The organism is Parabacteroides sp. KHUB-02 (genome assembly GCF_056640955.1).
Window position 1 is genome coordinate 2,802,755 of record NZ_JBWQEV010000001.1, and the last position, 19,038, is coordinate 2,821,792.

A 19,038-nucleotide genomic window follows, 5' to 3' on the forward strand; every position below is an offset into this window, starting at 1 on the left:
GCATCTATCTATTGCGAATCAAATATTTATTTCGTTACTTTGCACCCGCTTTACGTAATCTCTGTCGGGAAATGTAGCCCGTTAAATTGCGTTTCATTATAAATTACAATTAAAAAGCTATAAACAATGGATTTAATTAAGATTGCAGAAGAAGCGTTCGCTACGAAGAAGGAACTTCCTTCATTCAAGAGTGGTGATACGATCACGGTAGCTTACCGTATCAAAGAGGGTAACAAAGAGCGTATCCAGCAGTATCGCGGTGTTGTTATCCGTATCTCCGGTCACGGCGACAAAAAACGTTTCACAGTTCGTAAGATGTCTGAGAACGTAGGTGTAGAGAGAATTTTCCCGATCGAATCTCCGTTTATCGAAAGCATCACGGTTAACAAAGTCGGTAAAGTACGTCGTGCTAAATTGTACTACTTGCGTGCCCTTACCGGTAAGAAAGCAAGAATCAAAGAAAAGAGAGTGTAATCTCTCCGATTCTATTGCCATACAAAAAGCCATCCAGCGGAATGCCGGATGGCTTTTTGTTTATCGTTTCTTACAATGCCCATCGTAAGCATCTAACAATGCCCATTCAAAGGAGCTTACGATGGGCATTATAAGAACCTTAGAATGGGCATTGAAAGAATCATATATCCAAATCACGCCACGGACTACCGTCCGGAGGACAATTTACAGACGATACGAGTACCATCCGTTGCCTCGATAACGAGAAGTAAGGGGCTACGTATGGATAAGCGATAGATATCACCTTGTTCCATTTGGCCGTTAGTACCTAATAAGTCCCCCTCGAACGAATAAACCATCAATCTACGGATCGCTTGGCGAGCAGTCACGCAGAGTTGGTTCCCGGAGAAAGCGATCGTGACTAGTTCCTCCCTAACGATCGTCTCATTGGCTACCGTACCTTTGGTATACACCGCACGAATAGCGGGCAAGGCCGCACGTAGAATATTGACATCAAAATCATAATTCAACGCTTTCGACAATAACTGATCTAGCAAGTACCATCCCATAAAGGTATGGTCTACGATCGGTTCAGCCTTCAAGTTAATGACATCACCTCTATAGCGAGTCACTTCCGCCCAACCGTTCTCTCCACCCTCTACTTCCAAGTCAACGGGTAATTCCCGAAATTTAGCCTCTAGCTTACCCATATCTTTACCGATCAAGATCTCATGGCTCATCTCCGCCTCCGGGATAAACACGCCATCCAAATACCAACCTTCAAAAGCATAACCCGGTTTCGGCATCGCGATGATCTCGACCGTTTGGCCGGGAATGGCTTCGCCTATCACTTCCACCTCGCCGCCTTTCTCCGTAGATGAAGGATCATCCGGATTCGGCCCGGGTACGATCTCCACCTCATCCACCGGTGCCTCTCTCGTCTTGAAACGAGCCTCGATCGTAGTGGTTCGCTTACTAATAGTCAACGTATAAGAGATGTCGGTAGACAGGCACATACCCGCCTCATCATACCAGCCGATAAAGTCATAGTCTTTCGTAGGCGAGGCGATCACGGTCACCTCATCCCCTAACTCATAGATACCGTTTCCGCTTTGCGATACATAGCCGGCCTCCGGATCGGAAGTGTTTACGTAAAGGCAATACCCGATCTCCGGCTCGATAGGACTTTGCGGCTTCCAGTCGTACACGGCCCGCAGGTACACATGCTTGCCCGGCATGGTGAAGCGATAGGTTGTCTCTTCCGATACATTCTTCCCATCGCTCTCCCAATGGTCGAACACATAATCGGGATAAGCATGGGCGATAAGTGTCACCTCTTTGCCATTCTCATAAATACCTTGGCCACTCTGTTCTACCCATCCGGCCATGGAAGGAGCGACGGTCGTAATCAGATTATAATAACCATCTCCCGGCTCCGATGGATTCTCCTTCGGGTTAAAACGTAGCTTGGCAATCAAGCGAGCGTTTTTCTCCGTAAGGGTGAAGGTATATTCCGAGAGGCCGGACAATTCTTCTCCATCAGCGGACTGCCAAGCCACAAACTCATAATCCGTATGCGGATAGGCCCGTACCGTTACTTCCGTACCCGTATCATAAATGCCGGAGGGATTCGTTTGCTCCAAATAAGCGGATCCGTGGGGATCCGTGGAGAGTAAGAGCGTTAGTTTCCCCGGCTCCGGTGGAGGAGTCGGATTGAACTCATCCTGCGCATAGACTTGCCCGATGGATCCTCCGAGGAAGATCCAAAGAGACAAAGCCATCGTAATATATCGAAACAATCGTTTTCTCATAGCGATTACCATTTAATGGAACAAGTCTGACGCTCGCCCGCTTTTGTCGTCCATGTCATGTAATAAATACCAGACTGAGGTAGGGCCATACGTACCTCACCATCCGTCACTTTACCAGCGAAATGAATACGACCCGCCGCATCGCATACACTCAAAGTTTCCACATCACGCAAGCCGGACACGATCAACAAGCCTTCTCGCACGTTCCAGCGAATCGACGCATCGATTGCCTCAACAGAAGTCACCACATCGCTTCTCAGCTCAAAGCGGTCAGAGAGGGTTCCAGCCTCGGCCTCGAAGGTATAAGCCTCTTGGTTCAGGTCGCATACGGCACCCGTCTGCTTATCCACTAACTGAATACCTTTGCCAATCCTCTCTTTCAATGAGATCGTATAGCTTCCCTTAGCTGGCAGGACACATCCAAGGCGTACCACGCCATCCGCTACCGGACGCTCGTTGATAGCCAATCGATTCCCTTGCGTATCCAAGCTATAGAAAGAGGCGGCCTCCGCATTCGGACTGCCGAACTTGGCAGCATCAAGACCGATCTCATACTCCAGCGAGGCAGCCTCGTTGAATACCACACGGGTACGGTCGCTTGCCTTCTCGCCTGCCAACAGCAGGTTGACAACTTGACGGTTATCCACACTACGTAACGCTGAAGCTGCTTGCGTTTCCCTCGGCAGGGCAGCCACACGGCCCTCCGGATTGAATACTAAGTTGGAAGTCTTCTTTTGTACGAAGAAGGCCGTAAGCGGTGCCAGATAGACATCCTTATCATCCTGCGTATAATACTCGTAGTTATTCAAATCGGGAGACCAAACCGTCACCGTAGCGTCCAATCCATCAGCGAACAATCGCTCCACGCTATAATAGGCGGGATACGGATTCCCCACGAAGTTCCAATTGGCATTCATGGCATTATCCGAAGCGTAGGTATTCAACGGAATCGCCACGCTCGCCCGATTAAGGAGGGCTTTCATATCACCGGTCTGGGTAGTAAATCCATCGGCCATCGTATCGTCGCTATTGAATTGGATAATATATCCCTTATTTGCCTTCAAGGTCTCCGAGTCGCAAAGCTGTCGCCAAGACTCACCCACTCCCTTATCGGCACGAGACTTGCCATCGTATTCCCGTACGACAAAGCGAGCGTCGCTGCTTGTCAGCTTGATCTCGGACATCTTCAAGTCGTAGGGGAAGGATACGAAATGCCAATAGTTACTCCTAGCGTTCCAATTGAAGGAGATCGCCTCGGTCTGTATCTCAGCATCCACCAGCAAGGAGGCATCCCGATAGTAAGCAAAGCTCTTCGGTTTCCAAATCTCATTACCCTCAACGGTGAGGCTACCGTGATGCAAAATTACAGCAGGTCCATCCACCTTATTCTGATCATTTACGATGACATTACCACCGTTAACAACCATAAGTCCATCGTCGAAGAAACGAGCCTCCAAGGATCGGTCTACCATACCAACTTGCACCGTCAACTCTTCTTCCTTGGAAACACATTGATCATTCTCATACCAACCAGCAAACAATCGAGGATCATCGGCAGGCATCTCCACCCTCACCGTAATGGATTTACTATCATTTCTTACCATTTGAAGAAGGTCTGATGTATTAGGGAAACTTATACGCACGAATTTACCGACAAATGCTTTGTCCTCCTTACCTGCCTTATAAGTATATATAGTATCATCGGAGACTTTTGTCTCACCATCATACCAGCCAAAGAACAAATTAACATATTTAGCCCAATAATAATCTTCCCAATTTCCATCCTGACAAACCGCCTTCAAAGTCACTATTTCCCCCTCTTCATAGGCACCGCTACCTTCTACCCATCCATAATTTTCATTATTAGAAGTTGCCGTAATCAACTGCCCAAACTCCACAATGTTATTTCCGAATGGAGACCAATAGGTGTTTGCTTTATAAGTATCCTTCATGCCTTTCGGGACGTAAACTTTACAGGTGGTCTTATCTACGGATTTAAAAACATCAGCTCCATCCAAACGTACCATCTCTGTAGACTTCAACTTGATAGATGAGACCTTTGCGGAAGCGAAAGCAGAATTGCCTATGGATCGTAAGGTACCGGGGAAAGATAATGTGCCGGTGATCGGACATGCACAGAATGCATTGTTGCCTATATAAGACAAGGACGTATTCAAGAAGTCCACGGAAGTAACACCAGTATTATTAAAAGCGTAACCGTCAATCCGCTCCAATCCATCCGGAAGTTTCAATGAAACGGGCACGCATGAGCTGGAAGAGAAAGTAGAGTAACCGACCGCCTTCAAGTGAGACAATAACGATAAATCAATCTTTTGTAAGCTGGAACAGTCCGAGAACGCAGACTCCCCGATCCTTTCTACAAACTCGGGCATATTCACTTTCCGCAATGCGGATAAACCAGAGAACGCAGAATTACCTATCTCCTTTATCGTATTCGGAAGAATAACATCTTCCAAATAACGCAACCCTCCAAACGCATAATTCGGTAATCGATCCTCTTCCATCGTAGCCTTGCTCAAATCAGCCTTTTGCAACAGCTCTATTTGCTTAATGACCTCGAAGTCACTAGCGTTCATCGGACCGGTGATACGCAATTCTAAGATAGTAGCCAATGGAATATTCAGTTCCGTCAATTTCGCACCCAGCGAACCAGCCGCCTCCAAGGTCACTACTACAGGATCCGCATCAATCTCTACAATCTTGCTTTCTTTCCAAAAAGCAGCCTCACGATAAGCCTTAGCAAAGCCTTTCGGTACATATACCAACGCATTCTCCAAACCGATCGATTGCGACAAGCCGATCGGCTTCTCAGCCTTCATGATTACTTTCGCTCCTCTTCCCGAGAAAGATCCGTTATAAAAAGCCTCTCCTTTTATAGTCAACACAGATTCCGGGATCGTCAGTTCCATCAATGATTCGTTATAAGGAAACGAACGCTCACCAAGCGTTTTCACCGTAGAAGGAATCGTATAAGCCTCCGCTTTCTTCCCTGCCGGATAAAGCAACAAGCTCGCCTTATCTACCACGAATAATACACCATCGATAGAAGTATAAAAGCCGTTATCGATTACGACTTCTTCCAAAGCTGGGCAGTTGTCAAAAGCTCCTATATTCAGCGTATTCAAGGAGGCACAATTACTAAAATCTACCTTTTTAAGATTTTGACAAGAACTAAACGTTCCCGAAGATATAACTGAGAGCTGTGTGCTTTTACTGAAATCGACGCTAGTGATATTACGACAACCAGAAAAGGCGTTTCTACCCAATTGGGTGATTCCGGATGCAAAAGCGATATCACCAGCCAAGGCTGAATTACTAAAAGCACTTTCGCCTATATCTTTTAAGGCTGTCAATTGAGAAAAATCAAAGTCGGATAATTGAGAGATAGAATAATTACTATTAAACGCACTTTCTCCAATCGTAGTTAATGCCGTACATTCCTCCAAACTAACGCTCTTCAGATTCGAACAATCGGAAAATACATAAGAATCCAAAATTGCCAATGCAGTACAATTAGACAAGTCTACTGTCCGCAAAGAGGAACAATATCGAAACGCATAGGTTCCTATATTCGACAACTTTCCGCATCCCGATAAATTAACCGTTTGTAAATTACTACAACGATAAAAGGCATTACTCCTTATTCCAACTAAACTCGTACAGGCCGATAAATCAAGATCCCGTAAGCCGGAACATTCATAAAACGCTCTATATTCTATTGATCGCAATTGAGTAGCTTTTGAGAAATCAAATTCCGTGAGGTTATTGCAACCCGAGAAAGCCCCTTCATCTATCATTTCAAGAGCTTCCGAGAATATCACTTTTTGAAGAGTTAATTTATTTTGGAATGCCTCTCTCGGAATACTTTGAAGTTCTTCACGTACACTCTCATTCCAATAGGCAGTTTTCGGCAACTCCGTCACCCCACTCATATCCAAAACTTGGAGCATATTCATTTGCTCCTTCATCGTCTTAAAGTCTTCCGCTCTCAGTAGGCCATTTACTTTCAAGCTCGTTACCTTGCCCACATCCGCTCCTAGCTCGGATGCCAGCGTATTGGTAGAGGTCAGTGTTACCTCCTTCACCAATTGTGCATATACACTACTACTTATCCCAAGTCCTACGAGAAAAGCAAAAAGAAAGAAAAGTTTTTTCATACTCATTCTATTTGAATTAATAATTGATTTACCCTGCAACCATCAACTCCTCCTTATCATCTACACAAAGAAAAAGCGCGAGGCTTATGCCATCGTCACCTATATCATGGTATCCCCATACCTTTATCCCGGTAACGAACAGCAGCCCCACGCTTCATTATAGGATGCTCCTCTCGAAGTAACTATAACAAGCATGGGCGTCTGTCGTATTATACCGGGATATGAAATTGGGGATTTCTGATATAGGTATAATATCTTTTAACGCCTTTTCCACGAAAACGAACCCGCCGAGCTTCCACTCTAACGGCTCGGTACAAAGTACGGAATTTCCCATGAATCCCGCAAACATCCATGCGAATATTTAGAATTCCTCATCCAATCCATAAGGACAAAAGCCAAAACAAACCGAAACAAATGTCTCTTGAACCGTATAGGAAATTCCTCACTACCTAATATATACTTTATTCAGCGACAGCGAACGCTCGTTCGGCGGCGGTGAATATATATTCGGCGGCAGCGAATGATCGTTCGCCGCCGCTGAACGAAGAAGGCAGACTTATCTTTCAAAGAATAAAACAGTTATAAAGCAAGAATACAAGTAACTCCTTAAAACTATCGACAACAACTCCCTAAGCAGACCGACATCATCTCCCTAAGTAGAGCGACATCTACTTACTAAGTAAAGGGGGGGGCTACTTAGTAAGCAGAGGGGGTATCTACTTACTAAGCTGATGGAGATCTGCTTACTAAGTAGTTTTCCAACTGCTATCCACATTCCTTGGAACATTCAAGACACTAGCCCTGCTTATCTTGCAGCTCTCGTATGATTTCGTCAAGAATGTAGAGATCGCTTTTTAAAAGCAAATCTCCGTTCCGTAATGTCAGGCATTTATAAGTATCACTATTATAAAAAAGGTCTAATGCTTTATCGGCAGAAATACGCAAACGAGACGCAAGCAGTTCGATAACTCCCCTATATTTACCCTGCATAACCGTATCAGCCGCACCAGGGACAACAAGTGGAGCAGGTGTTTTAGGTAAAAGAAACGCTTCCGTAAAGCAGAGGCAACGATCTATGATCTCTTGGTTAATTATGCAAATCTGGTTATTAGGCTCTTGATGGATAAGACGAGCCAAGGCCTCCTCGCGTGTATAATCCCCACGCATATAAAGGTCAATCGTACGAATCACACGGTCATCCGCTATACCTCCTTCTATCATGTCATAAGCTGACCACAAATTTCGACCTTGACGACAGGCCACTACAAAGTCTAACCAATCAGCATCATAAGTTTCGAAACATAAATAGCGATATGGCAAGACACGACAGACATCCATATCCAAAGAATAAACATTCAGCCAAGCCTCATCCTTATGACGTACCTCTGCTGTACGAAGCGCCCAACGAACTGCCTGTTCTTTCAAGTCTGTAACATAGAACCCGATTCCAAAATCCAGATTAGGCCGGCAAACCCCAGCCAAAGGCTCCTCTATGCGGCAAGTGGAACCATGATAAACCGTCAACATAGTGTTTTCCCTTTCTCTTCAATACTACGGAAGGGTTTATATCCGTCCGGGAGCCATTGAGGATCACGATAGTAAATATATTCTAGGATGGAGTCTACGATATATGATTTCCCTTGCGTATGCAAGGTATCGTAATAAGAGCGGATATAGCCATTGATCGCTCCTAGTTCCTTCAGTTTATTATATACATCCGAACCATAACGCCCTAATCGTTCCGCGGTACTCTCTATGCAATAAATCATAAATTCCAGTTGCTTCTCCTCTATAGTCATAACCCTATCCTTTTTCTGGTTATAGATAACAAAGTTAGCAAATACTTTCAGTTATACAAAGACATCAAAAGTCATTTTCGTAATATAACACTCCCTTCCCTATAGGAGATATACTTCAATACCTCACGTATGAATGTACAGTAACTTACTTCCGACTATTCAATATACCCGATTCATTATCTGAATTATACAACTTACGATCCACGGATTTGTATTTGCGACCGAAATCTAAGTGGTAAGAGAATCCAATCTCGAAGCCCGGATAAATATCACCAAAACGCTGATCGGTCACATAGGGAGCGATCGCTGAATGGTTCTTACTCCGGTAACGGGCGGATGAGGTAAATTGGGTAGAGAAAGAAGCGCTTAACTGAACCTTCCCGATCCTATAACCGATACCCAACCTATTAAAACGATCGGCCTCACGACTGGTCTCACCCGAAAAACTATAGCTTCTCTTATAAATCAACAGGTTAAAATTAAAGTTCTTCACATCGCTATTCAAAGAGATCACATAGAAGGGATCCGTGTATGTATGCGAATAGCTATTTCCATTCGATTGGAAATGGTTCAAGCCTCCGGAGATATTCATGCGCAGATAATCGCCGAAGGGTGAATAATTCAAATACAGTTCCGGCGTAAAACGATGGAAACTCCGTTGGTTATCGTAGGTACGGATAAAAAGTCCCCGGCTAACGTCATACAGGGTCTCTTCCATGACCATGCGGGGCTGGTATTGGTAAGAGAAAGTAAAGCCGGCCTTGACCTTTGCCGTATTCACATGAAATTCCACGGCGTTGTTATGATATAAGAAAGGGGATAGACCCGGATTACCTCTACGAACCTGTAAGGAATCAATCCATTGCTCCACGTTACTCAACTCAGACAAGGATGGGTTTACATTGCGCAGGGTATACCGATAACGAGCGGATAATACCTCATTGATAGTATAAGTAAGTGTTACCTGCGGGCGGAAATACCACCGATTATAAGAGCCCGAGTTTTCTTGCGATAGATAATTACGGGAGGCGCCCAAACCTACGTTATAAACCAACTTCTTCCAAGTTCCTACGTATTGCGCATACATATACGATTCAGATTCCGTCATATGGGTCGTATAATCACCGGAACCGGAATATACGTTGTCCGTATAAGCCTGCGTATGTTTCAAACCGGCGGAAATACGACCGGTCTCTAGCTCTTTCTCGTAGATACCCTCTCCGATTACCGAATAGCGCTTTCCATCTACTTTCGTATAAATATCTGTCAGAGGGATGCTTTCCAGTTCTTCCCGGTAGGTATGACGGCTATCGGTATTCGAATAAGTTCCCACGACATTGACGGCCAATGATTGTTTACGGGGTAATTTCCGGAAATAATACAAGTCGAGCGAGGGACGGGTATTCAAGGATTTATTATTATCGATAAGATGGGTCGTAGCCATACTCTCGCTATTTCTTAAAAGGGCGTCGCTATAGTTATGCGGATAGTCGTAATAATAAAAGTTCAACTTAGCGTTCAAGAAATAATCATCATCCTTCGTGTAGTTATAATTCGCCGTCGTAGTCCAATACATCTCATAATCCCTTCCGGGGATTCCTTCCTGTGTTCGCTGGAAGGTACCGTCTGGGGTATGAAAGATTTCCGTCCGGTCTTGCCATGCCTCTTTATACCGGTGTCCGTTCGCAAAGCTGGATAAAGAGAATTCCGAACGTCCTCGGTTATACTTACCGTATATATAATCTGCCATCCAAAACGTGTTTAATTGATGGCTTAAATCCACGCCGAGATTTCCTCCGGAAGTCCGCTTGATCGTTATATAATCCAAGACGATATCGACTCCTTCCCCATATCGCAAGCTGGGGTTATCGTGATATTCCACCCGTTTGATATCCTCCGGCGAGAGGGCTGCGACTTCTAAGGAAGAAGCCAACACGCCATTTATACGCAACTGAACGTTTCCATTCGCCATTGAGATACTTTTCGTATTCGGATCTACCCATAGACGAGGTAAAGACATCCGCCTTGTCAAATCCAAGCCATCCATCGAGCGCTGCACTTGGTCTTTAGAGGGGAATATAAGTTGACGGTCTTTCTTCCTTATAATCGAAGAGGCTTGAATGGTAACCTCATCCAAATCGATCGTTTTCTCCTCTTGTGCGTTTACCAAAAAGGCAACGCAAATCAATCCCACAAATAATACTTGTCTTCTCATAAAATTCAAATTTGATTCGAGACAAATGTAAGGAGGGAAACAGCTAAAATCGATTTATACAGGCAAGAAACTAAAGTGCAAGGCATTATGCATATACACTGATTTACAAAGTATTAGCAAACGACTTAGAGAGAAAAGTTTATATTTGCCGTTTGAGCACTTATATTGCCGATGATATCCTCTTTCTCGTCCATACCCAGCTTATGGCGGATGTCCGTCTTGCGCTGATAGATCGTACGGACGCTTTGTTGGGTGACTACACTGATTTCCTTGGTAGAGAAGCCGGCGCATAGCAAGCAACAAAGCTGGATTTCTTTTTCCAGCAAACGCCCATCAGACAATCGGACCAGATGCGTATGGAAATTATCATAGACCGCATCGATAATCGGATACAGGTCATCCCATACCAAAAGCGTATCTACCGGGACATCCTCATTCGTGATACGAGTCATTTGCTGGAGCAATTCCTTATTTTGTTGCGTGGGAGTAGTCGCCATCAAGCGGATAACACCCAATTGCTGCAACAAGACCTTACGGAAAAAGGCACTATCGGGTTTCTCCTCCTCCGCTACGGATTGCTTGGACTCATTCAAGAGCTGACGCAAGGCTTCCAAACGCTCCTCCATATCAATCAAACGGTTCCTTCGGTTACGGATATATAAGAAAACTCCACCAGCTACCAATATGGAAAGCAAAGAAACGATCACCAAGATAGAGAACGTACGCTGCCGGCTCATCTCCAAGCGAAGATTTTCTCGGCGTAAACGATTTTGATCGACCAATCGTTCCCGCTCAGCCTTCTCCGTTTGGGATTTCACGGTATACAAAGAATCGCAATATTGCCCTAATCGGGAAATATCCACCGGTTTATTTTCCTTTACGCCCAATATAAATTGATAGGCATAATTCAGCGCATGCGAGGCTATATCATCACTGTGACTAAGTTCCAAGCCTAACGTATTCTTCTCGATATACTTCCGGGCAGAATCCAGTTCCCCTAGATTGATCCAAGGCATAACATAGGATCCCGGGGTCTCTCGCTCCGGATATCGTTCTTCCAACAAACGTAAATAGCTGATAGAAGCCTTGGGATTAAAGTCATACAAGAAATCCGCGTAATTGCGGGCAAAATGATGGGCATACCATTCGATATTCTTAGCCAAGGCCGAGTCCGCAGCCAAACGAAGATAATAATCCGCCGAGTCCCTCATTCGCAAGCGGCTATAACTCAACCCGGCCATATAATAGGCCATCTCCTTAAATCCAGCTTTTGGCGAGGCTTCCCATTCCTTCGAGTCTGCGATCGTTTCCCGATACAACCCCTCACCAAAGCTCAAGGAAGTCAATCGGTCATAAAAACGTACAAGGTAGGTCGAATCCGAACGGGAATAAGCGGAATCTATCGCCTCTCGGTACAAGGCACGTCTTTGTTCCAACCCCTTCCGGGAATCACCCATATAAATAGCCTTTACGAAATAAGCGGAAAGTAAAGGCTCCGAGGCATGCTCCTTATAATAATCCACGGAGTAGTCGATGAGCGAGTCGTTCACCAAGCTGCGCCCCTGCAAGAGATGAAGCCAAGCGAGCCTACGTCCATACTCTGCCTTATCGCTATCCGAAAGAGCGGAAAGCGTTATTTGCTCCTCCAGCAGCCAAGCGGCGCTATCTAAGTTATTCTCGTTTACCAATCGGTCCGCTTCCGCGAATTTCTCCCGTACGGATTTACCGCCACAGGAAAGCAACAGGCAGACATTGGCCAGCAATATGTAGACAAACCATTTCGTCATAGCGACAGAGATCCTAATTTCCGGCAAAGGTACATTATTTTCGGAAGCCCGGGCGATTCACCGATATTTTTATCCGTTTCGTCGATTCCTTTTCCCACTCGGATAAGGAAGCCCTATCTTTGTAAGCAGACAAAGGGTTTATCTATGTTACAATTAAAAAGAAACGACTTATTGATCGGCTTCACGATATCCGTCTTGCTTAGTATTTTCGTGAACTTCGCCCTTCTGATGCGTAAATATGAGTTCGAGACCGGAAACCCGAGCATGGGTATCCAGCCTCCGGATCGCACCATGTATTATTTGCTAATCTGGTTCTTCGTGTTCTCCTTCATCTTATTTATTGTCAACAGCTTGATGTATAAGCTCGGGGACAAGCTTTTCCGCAGGAAAGAGTATAAAAGGGTATTGCTGGTTTGCGTAACTTGTATCAGCATCGCCTACGGCATGTTTCATCTGTCGCCGGTTTTGTACACGGCCATTTTCGTAGAATGGCTTGGGGAAGATGGGCCCCAGCCAGCTACCCAGGATATCATGATCCGCATCGACCGGGGCAGGATGGCTACGCAAACCATCAGGTCTGCCGAGCGCCGGGGCATACCGGTACCTCCCAAGCCTTTCACGGTCCCTAACTCTTTCATGACGGAGCATCTTTTCGTCTTCCTTACGGTTATGCTAAGTTCCGTACTAATCCGCCTGTTAAGCAGCAAGCAACAAATGAAACTGGAATATGAACAATTGAAGACCGAGAAGTTACAGAATTCCTATAACGCCTTGATGGGACAAATCAACCCACATTTCTTCTTCAACTCCTTAAATGGATTGAACGCCTTGATACAGAGCGGAGAAAAACAACAGACGTTGGCTTATCTGGATGAGCTATCCAACGTCTTCCGGTATATCTTGCAAAGCAACAAGAAAGAGCTGGTTACGCTAGCGGAAGAACTTCAATTCGTAAAGGCGTATACCTATCTGCTGAGCGTGCGCTACGAGGGAAAACTATTCTTCTCCATCCAAGCGGATACCCCTTACTTACTTTGGTATCTGCCGATATTGAGCGTACTCCCCTTGATCGAGAACGCCGTAAAGCACAACGTTATCAGCAAGCAATACCCGCTACAGATCGATATCTATACCACCCATGAGGACAAACTAATCATATCCAATAAAATACATCCTAAGTCGGAAGATAGCAAAGGTAGCGGTATCGGATTGAAGAACCTATGGGGGCGCTACCGGATGCTTACCGGAAAGGACATCCAGATCTCCAACCGCAAGGAATATTTCAAGGTCACGCTTCCTTTACTTAATAAACCCATTCACTCATGAAAGCAGTTATTATAGAAGATGAGACTACCGCCGTTAATAGCTTAAAGGCGAATCCTAGCGCAAAATACGGTTACCCCGATCGAGGTGATCGCCGAGCTGGAGAGTATCGAAGAGAGCGTGGAGTTTTTCCGGACATCGCCTCATCCGGATATCATCTTCATGGATATCCATTTAGCGGATGGATCGGCGTTCAAGATATTCGAGCAGGTGGAGATCGATGCCCCGGTAGTCTTCACTACCGCCTACGATGAGTACGCATTGCAGGCTTTTCAAGTGAGCAGTATCGATTATTTGCTGAAACCCGTCACGCTAGCCTCGCTGGAAAGGGCCTTGAATAAATTACGGCTGTTCGATACCGAGGAAAGGCTGGCACATATCCGGCAAACGAACCGTACAATCCAGAGTCGCCACACGATCAAGAGCTTATTGATCATGCTGGCCGATAAATTCTATCCGTTACCGGTTGAGGAGATCCTTTATTTCTATACGGCCAACGAGAAAGTTACCGCCTATACCTTCGACGGAAAACAACATCCCGTAGACCGTACCCTCGACGCGTTGGGAGAGCAACTGGACGAGAGGCTTTTCTTCCGGGCCAACCGTCAATTCATCATTTCACGCAACGCCATCAAGGATATAGATCTTTGGTTCGGGAGCCGCCTGTCCGTCAACCTCACCTTACCTGTCCCCGAACGTATTATCATTAGCAAAACCAAGACCCCGATCTTCAAGAAATGGATTCTGAGGGAGGAGGAATAATGTCTTTTCACCCCCTCCCGTAAGGCGATTCACCGACCCGATTATACCACTAATCGGCGCTTAACCTTTCTTCACCGAACTTTCCTGTTATTTTGCGGTACAACAAATAAAGGTAAAAACACTATGCTGAAATGTATCACTTTCGACGGAGACACCTCGACCCTGAACACGCTCATGGGATATTTCGAGAAACTGGACAAGGCTTTGGCCGATGTTCACCAAGCGCTGAGCAAGGAGCAAACAGAACGCCCCATCTTCGTCCGGGAGGGCAGCAAGATCATCCGCCTCCGCCGGGAAGAGATCCTTTTCCTCGAGGGGTACGGCGATTATGTAAAGGTACACCGTATCAATGGCAAGCCCCTGCTCACGCAAGTCAGCTTGAAGCGGTTCGAGGAGTTTCTGGACAGGAATCGTTTTTGCCGGGTACATCGCTCTTACATCGTATCCCTCTCCCACATTAATTATATCGAGCGCAAGCGGATACGTATCGGCGAGGAACTGATCCCTATCAGCGACTCGTACCTGCCAGCCTTGATGAATAAACTGTCTCTTCAAGAGTAACTAAAGTTTCACTTGATAAAACTTCTCGCTTAATGTATAGGTCACCGTAAAGCCCATGATATCCCTTCGCAACGCATTCCCTTGCAATTGGAGACGATCGTAATAAAACGCCGTATTGATACGGCCATTCAAGACGGGTAACCCCAAGCCGACGCTTACCCGATACGCCCCGCCGGATTGCCCTTTCAACCGCAGGTAAGGCGTGGAAACGGAAACACCCGCTTTATAAGACATCCGTTTCCAATAACTGCTGGAGCTAAATCCATTCGGGAAATAGCATACGCCCAAGCGTAGCTCATGCGAATCCCGGAACTTTACCCGGCTATCGCCCGAGTTCAATACCCCGTATTGCCGGAACAGATAGTCCAACGCATACGTCCATTTCTTATGCGCCAATGAGCTGCCGATACCTATATATTGAGGTAGATATTGTGTCACCCTTTTCTGGTTATAGGGGGTTTCCGTGCTGCTTCCCGTCACCGTCACCGTGTTTTTCAATGAGATCCGTTGCTTATAACCGTAAATGGCGCCGACCGTTAGAAAGGTTTCCCGGGCGATCGGACGATGATATTGTAAACCGAAATCGGCGTAAAAAGAGCGACCGGACATCTCCCTTGACACTGTCATCGCACTTTGTATCTCATTCTGCGTCATATTTCCGAAGATAAAATTAAGATTCATACCGACTGACAGATGCTTGGTCAATAAAAATCCCTGGGAAAGGAAAGCCTTGGAAAGCCCGCCTGTCCCCGAAAACGTACTGGTTACAAAGGTTCCGGGAGATCCTTCCAACTCTTGCGAGGACTTAAAATAATACCCAACGAAACTATAAGGAGTTACCCCGGCGGACATATACCACCGTCGCATGATACGCCCTCCCAATGAGAAAGCGGAGAAATTTCCGGTGAATGCGTTGCTAGAGCTCCCGTCTGAGCGGTATCGCTCATTCTTCACGAAGGCAGATGCCTCAGCGAACAACTTACAACTATCCAACGCCGTCAATCCGGCAGGATTCTCTATATTCATCAGCATCCCTTCCCGCATGCCGACAGTGACACCCGCCATCGAGGTATTTTGACCATATAAACCGGAAGCCATCTCACCCAGTCCAAACATCGAGTAAGGTGAGGAAGTCATCGCATTCTGCGCGGATGCGCTTGCCGCCATCAAGAGGCAAGGGTAAAGAAGGTATCTAGTAACTTTCATAGACCTTATAAATGAGTTGTAGGGTGACCGGGTTACGTCCTCCCTGATCGTTAAACGTCAAGTTCTTGAACGTGCCGGTGTAATCATCACTATTAAAAACCAACTGAAGATTATGCTTATACATGCCAAAGGCACCTAGCTCCTCTTGCATGAATTGAGTCACGTCGAAATAATAATAGGTGTTCTCGTTAAACGTATTGTCTTCCGATAGCGTACCTCGTTGAACCTCGGAACCGAGATAATCGGTCACGGCATCCGTCACCACATTATTCTCATCGGCGATATATAGGTAGAGGCTGTCCGGCAAGGTATTGTAATCCGAATAAGTACCTTGCTCGGGATAAATCTTAAGTAAAGCGCTCTCGATCTCCACTTGCGTGCCTTGTTGCATCAGATTATTCAAATACGGGAATTCCAGACGGGTATACCAACCCAAGCCTCCGAATAATACGCCCCGGTTACTAAGCTCAGCCGAAGGTATCTCCACTCCTTTCATCGGATATCCTGCCATATCCGTTCCACTACGGTCATGGTCGATATGATTGAACTGGGTATCCGTATTTGGGAAGAACCATAATTCCTTCTCCGTGGAAAGCTCATCGGATAAATGATAATGCAGGACTAAAGCGGCGGAGGAATCGGCTACCGTGAAAGTCAGCAGAGACTCACTTCCCGCCAAGTCCGGCACGATCGCCACCCCCTTGAAATAGTCCTCAAAGCGATCCTCGGACACCGCTTGATCCTGCGCATGAAAACGGGACAAGAGGTCTTGCCCTAGCGCATCGGGAAGACGGACTTCCAGTTTCTCCCCGCCCTTCGGCTTCGGTTTAAATGAGCAGACCGCCAAAGCCTCGGGAGCGTAAGAGACACTGCTATTATTATATAAGTACCCGTTATCGTTTAAGACGATCTTCTCCGTTAGCTGATAAATCGAGAGGGTTTGTTGGAGGGTTGTGTCCCCTACAAAGCGACCATCGAAAGCGAGAGACAGGACTAGCGAGTCCAGTACGACTGTCTCGTCCGGATCAGTCCCATAGCTCGGTCTCTCATAAGCGATAAAGCTATGCGACGAGACGACTCCCCATAATGAATGTTTGTACCGGCCTACCAAAGCGACGTTCTTACCGGATGTCTCCAACGAGTCGATCAATACCGAGGTCACTACGACCGTGCTGGTATCTATACGAACGTTACGGAAAGCGGAGTCCACCAGATCGCTGCCATACGTACCGTTCTCGTCATAACAGGAAAACAGTCCCAGACAGAGCATCAAGCACCCCAAAGCAAAGAATGTTCTAACCATACTTCTTATTTAATAAGCGAATAATCTTTTATCAATCCGATGGCAAAGAACGTATTTAGCGCAAAACCCGGCAAGATAAACCCATGAACCCACCGGTTTCCTCTGTAAACGGCCCGATACTGAAGATGAAACCGATTTCAAAACCATTCGAGGCCCTAACCTATAAATCCGGCTTATTCACCGATAAAAACCGTATGTTTACCGATTTAATTTGTGGGTCTCGTAAAACCCTCGTTCTTTTGCTTCCGTAAAAACAAAACACGTAGTTAGAATGATACACAAAAGGATTCTTGTATTCTTGATCGCTTTTCTTCCTGTCATCATCAGCGCTTGCAGTGATGATGATGACGATGATTTGATCGGTAAGTGGTACCGTGTCTCTGACATGGACGGATTGGCGCGAAATTACGCCTCCTCTTTCACGATCGGTAACAAAGGATATCTGATTTGCGGAAACGACGGAAAAAATCGTTTATCGGATTGTTGGGAATATGATATGGAACGAGATACTTGGACGCAAAAGGCGGACTTTCCCGGAACCGCCCGCAATTCGGCCGTAGCTATGGCGGTAGATGAAAAGGGATATCTGGGAACCGGATACGACGGTACCAATTACTTGAATGACTTCTGGGAATTTAACCCGACCACCAATACGTGGGCACAGAAAGCGGATTTCCCCGGCTCGGGCCGATATGGAGCCGTGGCCTTCGGGGTAAACGGTAAAGCGTATATCGGATGCGGATACGACGGGAATTACCTAAAAGACTTTTATGCCTTTAATCCGGCGGCAAATAGCTGGACGCAAACGATCAGTATCGGCGGGACAAAGCGTCAGGGCGCTACCAGCTTCGTGATAAATGGAATCGCTTATGTATGTTGCGGACAAAATAACGGCGAATATGTAGACGATTTCTGGAAATTCGATCCCAGCACGGAATCATGGACCCAACTTAGGGATATATCGGATTCCTCGGACGAGGATTATGACGATGATTATACGATCACACGTACGAACGGGGTTGCTTTCGTGATTGATGGAGCCGCTTATCTGACTTGCGGTGAGAGCGGAAGCCTACGTAGCGACACTTGGAAATATTATCCGGCCACCGATCTATGGGAAAACGTGGCTAAATTCAAGGGAACTGCCCGTACGGCGACAGCATCTTTCTCCTCTGGCGAGAAAGGATTCGTAGTATCCGGCAAAAGTGGTACCACTCAATTTGATGATATTTGGGAACTTCACCCGAATGAATATGACGATGATGAGTACTAAGAAAGGACGGGCTTGGTTCGTACCGGGCCTAGTGGTACTGCCGGTATTACTGTTTTATTTATCTTTTTTCCGGGGTGAAGAAATGGGGTCTTCTCCCGGGCGGCAACTGGAGTTGCAAACATTTCAATCGGGGGATGGCTGGGGGTACCAGATTAGGATGAACGGAAAGGTGTTGATTTACCAACCCACCATTCCCTCTATTGATACGGTAATTGCGTTCCCGGATAAGGAAAGCGCAGAAAACATAGGCACACTCGTATTAAATAAATTGGCCGGGAACAGGAACTTCTCGGTCTCTAGAGAAGAGATACAACATTCACTCTCTTATTTAGGGCAATAGATTTATAATCATTAAATGTTTGGAGCA

The 19,038-nt window shown here is 46.0% G+C and carries 13 protein-coding genes and 1 pseudogene; 6 read left to right on the forward strand and 8 right to left on the reverse strand.

Translation table 11 applies throughout. From position 1 onward, the window contains the following. Positions 1 to 126 precede the first annotated feature (126 nt). On the forward strand, positions 127 to 474 hold the full coding sequence (gene rplS, locus ACYIA1_RS12370; RefSeq protein ID WP_005854040.1) for a 50S ribosomal protein L19: 348 nt from the start codon (positions 127 to 129) through the stop codon (positions 472 to 474). A gap of 185 nt (positions 475 to 659) precedes the next feature. On the opposite strand, the gene ACYIA1_RS12375 is transcribed toward rplS, so the two are convergent. The 6 genes from ACYIA1_RS12375 to ACYIA1_RS12400 form a co-directional block, all read right to left on the reverse strand. Then, positions 660 to 2,264: an InlB B-repeat-containing protein gene (locus tag ACYIA1_RS12375; protein WP_480335414.1), complete on the reverse strand. Its 1,605-nt coding sequence runs from the start codon at positions 2,262 to 2,264 to the stop codon at positions 660 to 662. 5 nt (positions 2,265 to 2,269) lie between these two features. Beyond that, positions 2,270 to 6,442: a leucine-rich repeat domain-containing protein gene (locus ACYIA1_RS12380; RefSeq protein ID WP_480335416.1), complete on the reverse strand. Its 4,173-nt coding sequence runs from the start codon at positions 6,440 to 6,442 to the stop codon at positions 2,270 to 2,272. A gap of 795 nt (positions 6,443 to 7,237) precedes the next feature. Beyond that, positions 7,238 to 7,969: a DUF3990 domain-containing protein gene (locus ACYIA1_RS12385; RefSeq protein ID WP_008773742.1), complete on the reverse strand. Its 732-nt coding sequence runs from the start codon at positions 7,967 to 7,969 to the stop codon at positions 7,238 to 7,240. Continuing rightward, positions 7,963 to 8,241, reverse strand: a complete 279-nt coding sequence (locus tag ACYIA1_RS12390; RefSeq protein ID WP_005867148.1) for a DUF3791 domain-containing protein — start codon at positions 8,239 to 8,241, stop codon at positions 7,963 to 7,965. The genes ACYIA1_RS12385 and ACYIA1_RS12390 overlap by 7 nt, the downstream gene beginning before the upstream one ends. A 145-nt stretch (positions 8,242 to 8,386) precedes the next feature. Then, on the reverse strand, positions 8,387 to 10,456 hold the full coding sequence (locus tag ACYIA1_RS12395) for an outer membrane beta-barrel protein (protein ID WP_480335419.1): 2,070 nt from the start codon (positions 10,454 to 10,456) through the stop codon (positions 8,387 to 8,389). 125 nt (positions 10,457 to 10,581) lie between these two features. Further along, positions 10,582 to 12,270 (reverse strand): helix-turn-helix transcriptional regulator, encoded by a 1,689-nt coding sequence (locus tag ACYIA1_RS12400; RefSeq protein WP_480335421.1) that lies wholly within the window; start codon positions 12,268 to 12,270, stop codon positions 10,582 to 10,584. A 117-nt stretch (positions 12,271 to 12,387) separates the two neighbouring features. On the opposite strand from ACYIA1_RS12400, the gene ACYIA1_RS12405 reads away from it, so the two are divergent. The 3 genes and pseudogenes from ACYIA1_RS12405 to ACYIA1_RS12415 all read left to right on the forward strand — a co-directional run bounded on the left by ACYIA1_RS12405 (position 12,388) and on the right by ACYIA1_RS12415 (position 14,889). Next, positions 12,388 to 13,569, forward strand: coding sequence for a sensor histidine kinase (locus tag ACYIA1_RS12405; protein WP_005867144.1), 1,182 nt, complete (start codon positions 12,388 to 12,390; stop codon positions 13,567 to 13,569). After that, a pseudogene (locus tag ACYIA1_RS12410) lies at positions 13,566 to 14,328 on the forward strand (LytR/AlgR family response regulator transcription factor). Before ACYIA1_RS12405 ends, ACYIA1_RS12410 begins: the two are co-directional and overlap by 4 nt. A 123-nt stretch (positions 14,329 to 14,451) precedes the next feature. Further along, positions 14,452 to 14,889 (forward strand): LytR/AlgR family response regulator transcription factor, encoded by a 438-nt coding sequence (locus ACYIA1_RS12415; protein ID WP_008773747.1) that lies wholly within the window; start codon positions 14,452 to 14,454, stop codon positions 14,887 to 14,889. Here ACYIA1_RS12415 and bamG read toward each other — a convergent pair whose 3' ends face one another. Together bamG and ACYIA1_RS12425 are read right to left on the reverse strand one after the other, a co-directional pair. Then, complete coding sequence (gene bamG / locus ACYIA1_RS12420) at positions 14,890 to 16,095, reverse strand: BamG family beta-barrel-assembly machinery protein (RefSeq protein WP_008773748.1); 1,206 nt, start codon at positions 16,093 to 16,095, stop codon at positions 14,890 to 14,892. After that, a complete protein-coding gene (locus ACYIA1_RS12425; RefSeq protein ID WP_005867135.1) occupies positions 16,082 to 17,398 on the reverse strand; it encodes a DUF4270 family protein in 1,317 nt (438 codons plus the stop codon). The genes bamG and ACYIA1_RS12425 overlap by 14 nt, the downstream gene beginning before the upstream one ends. 271 nt (positions 17,399 to 17,669) lie before the next feature. On the opposite strand from ACYIA1_RS12425, the gene ACYIA1_RS12430 reads away from it, so the two are divergent. Beyond that, positions 17,670 to 18,671, forward strand: coding sequence for a Kelch repeat-containing protein (locus ACYIA1_RS12430; RefSeq protein WP_008773751.1), 1,002 nt, complete (start codon positions 17,670 to 17,672; stop codon positions 18,669 to 18,671). Then, on the forward strand, positions 18,658 to 19,011 hold the full coding sequence (locus tag ACYIA1_RS12435; RefSeq protein WP_008778715.1) for a DUF4907 domain-containing protein: 354 nt from the start codon (positions 18,658 to 18,660) through the stop codon (positions 19,009 to 19,011). Before ACYIA1_RS12430 ends, ACYIA1_RS12435 begins: the two co-directional genes overlap by 14 nt. Positions 19,012 to 19,038: the final 27 nt, after the last annotated feature.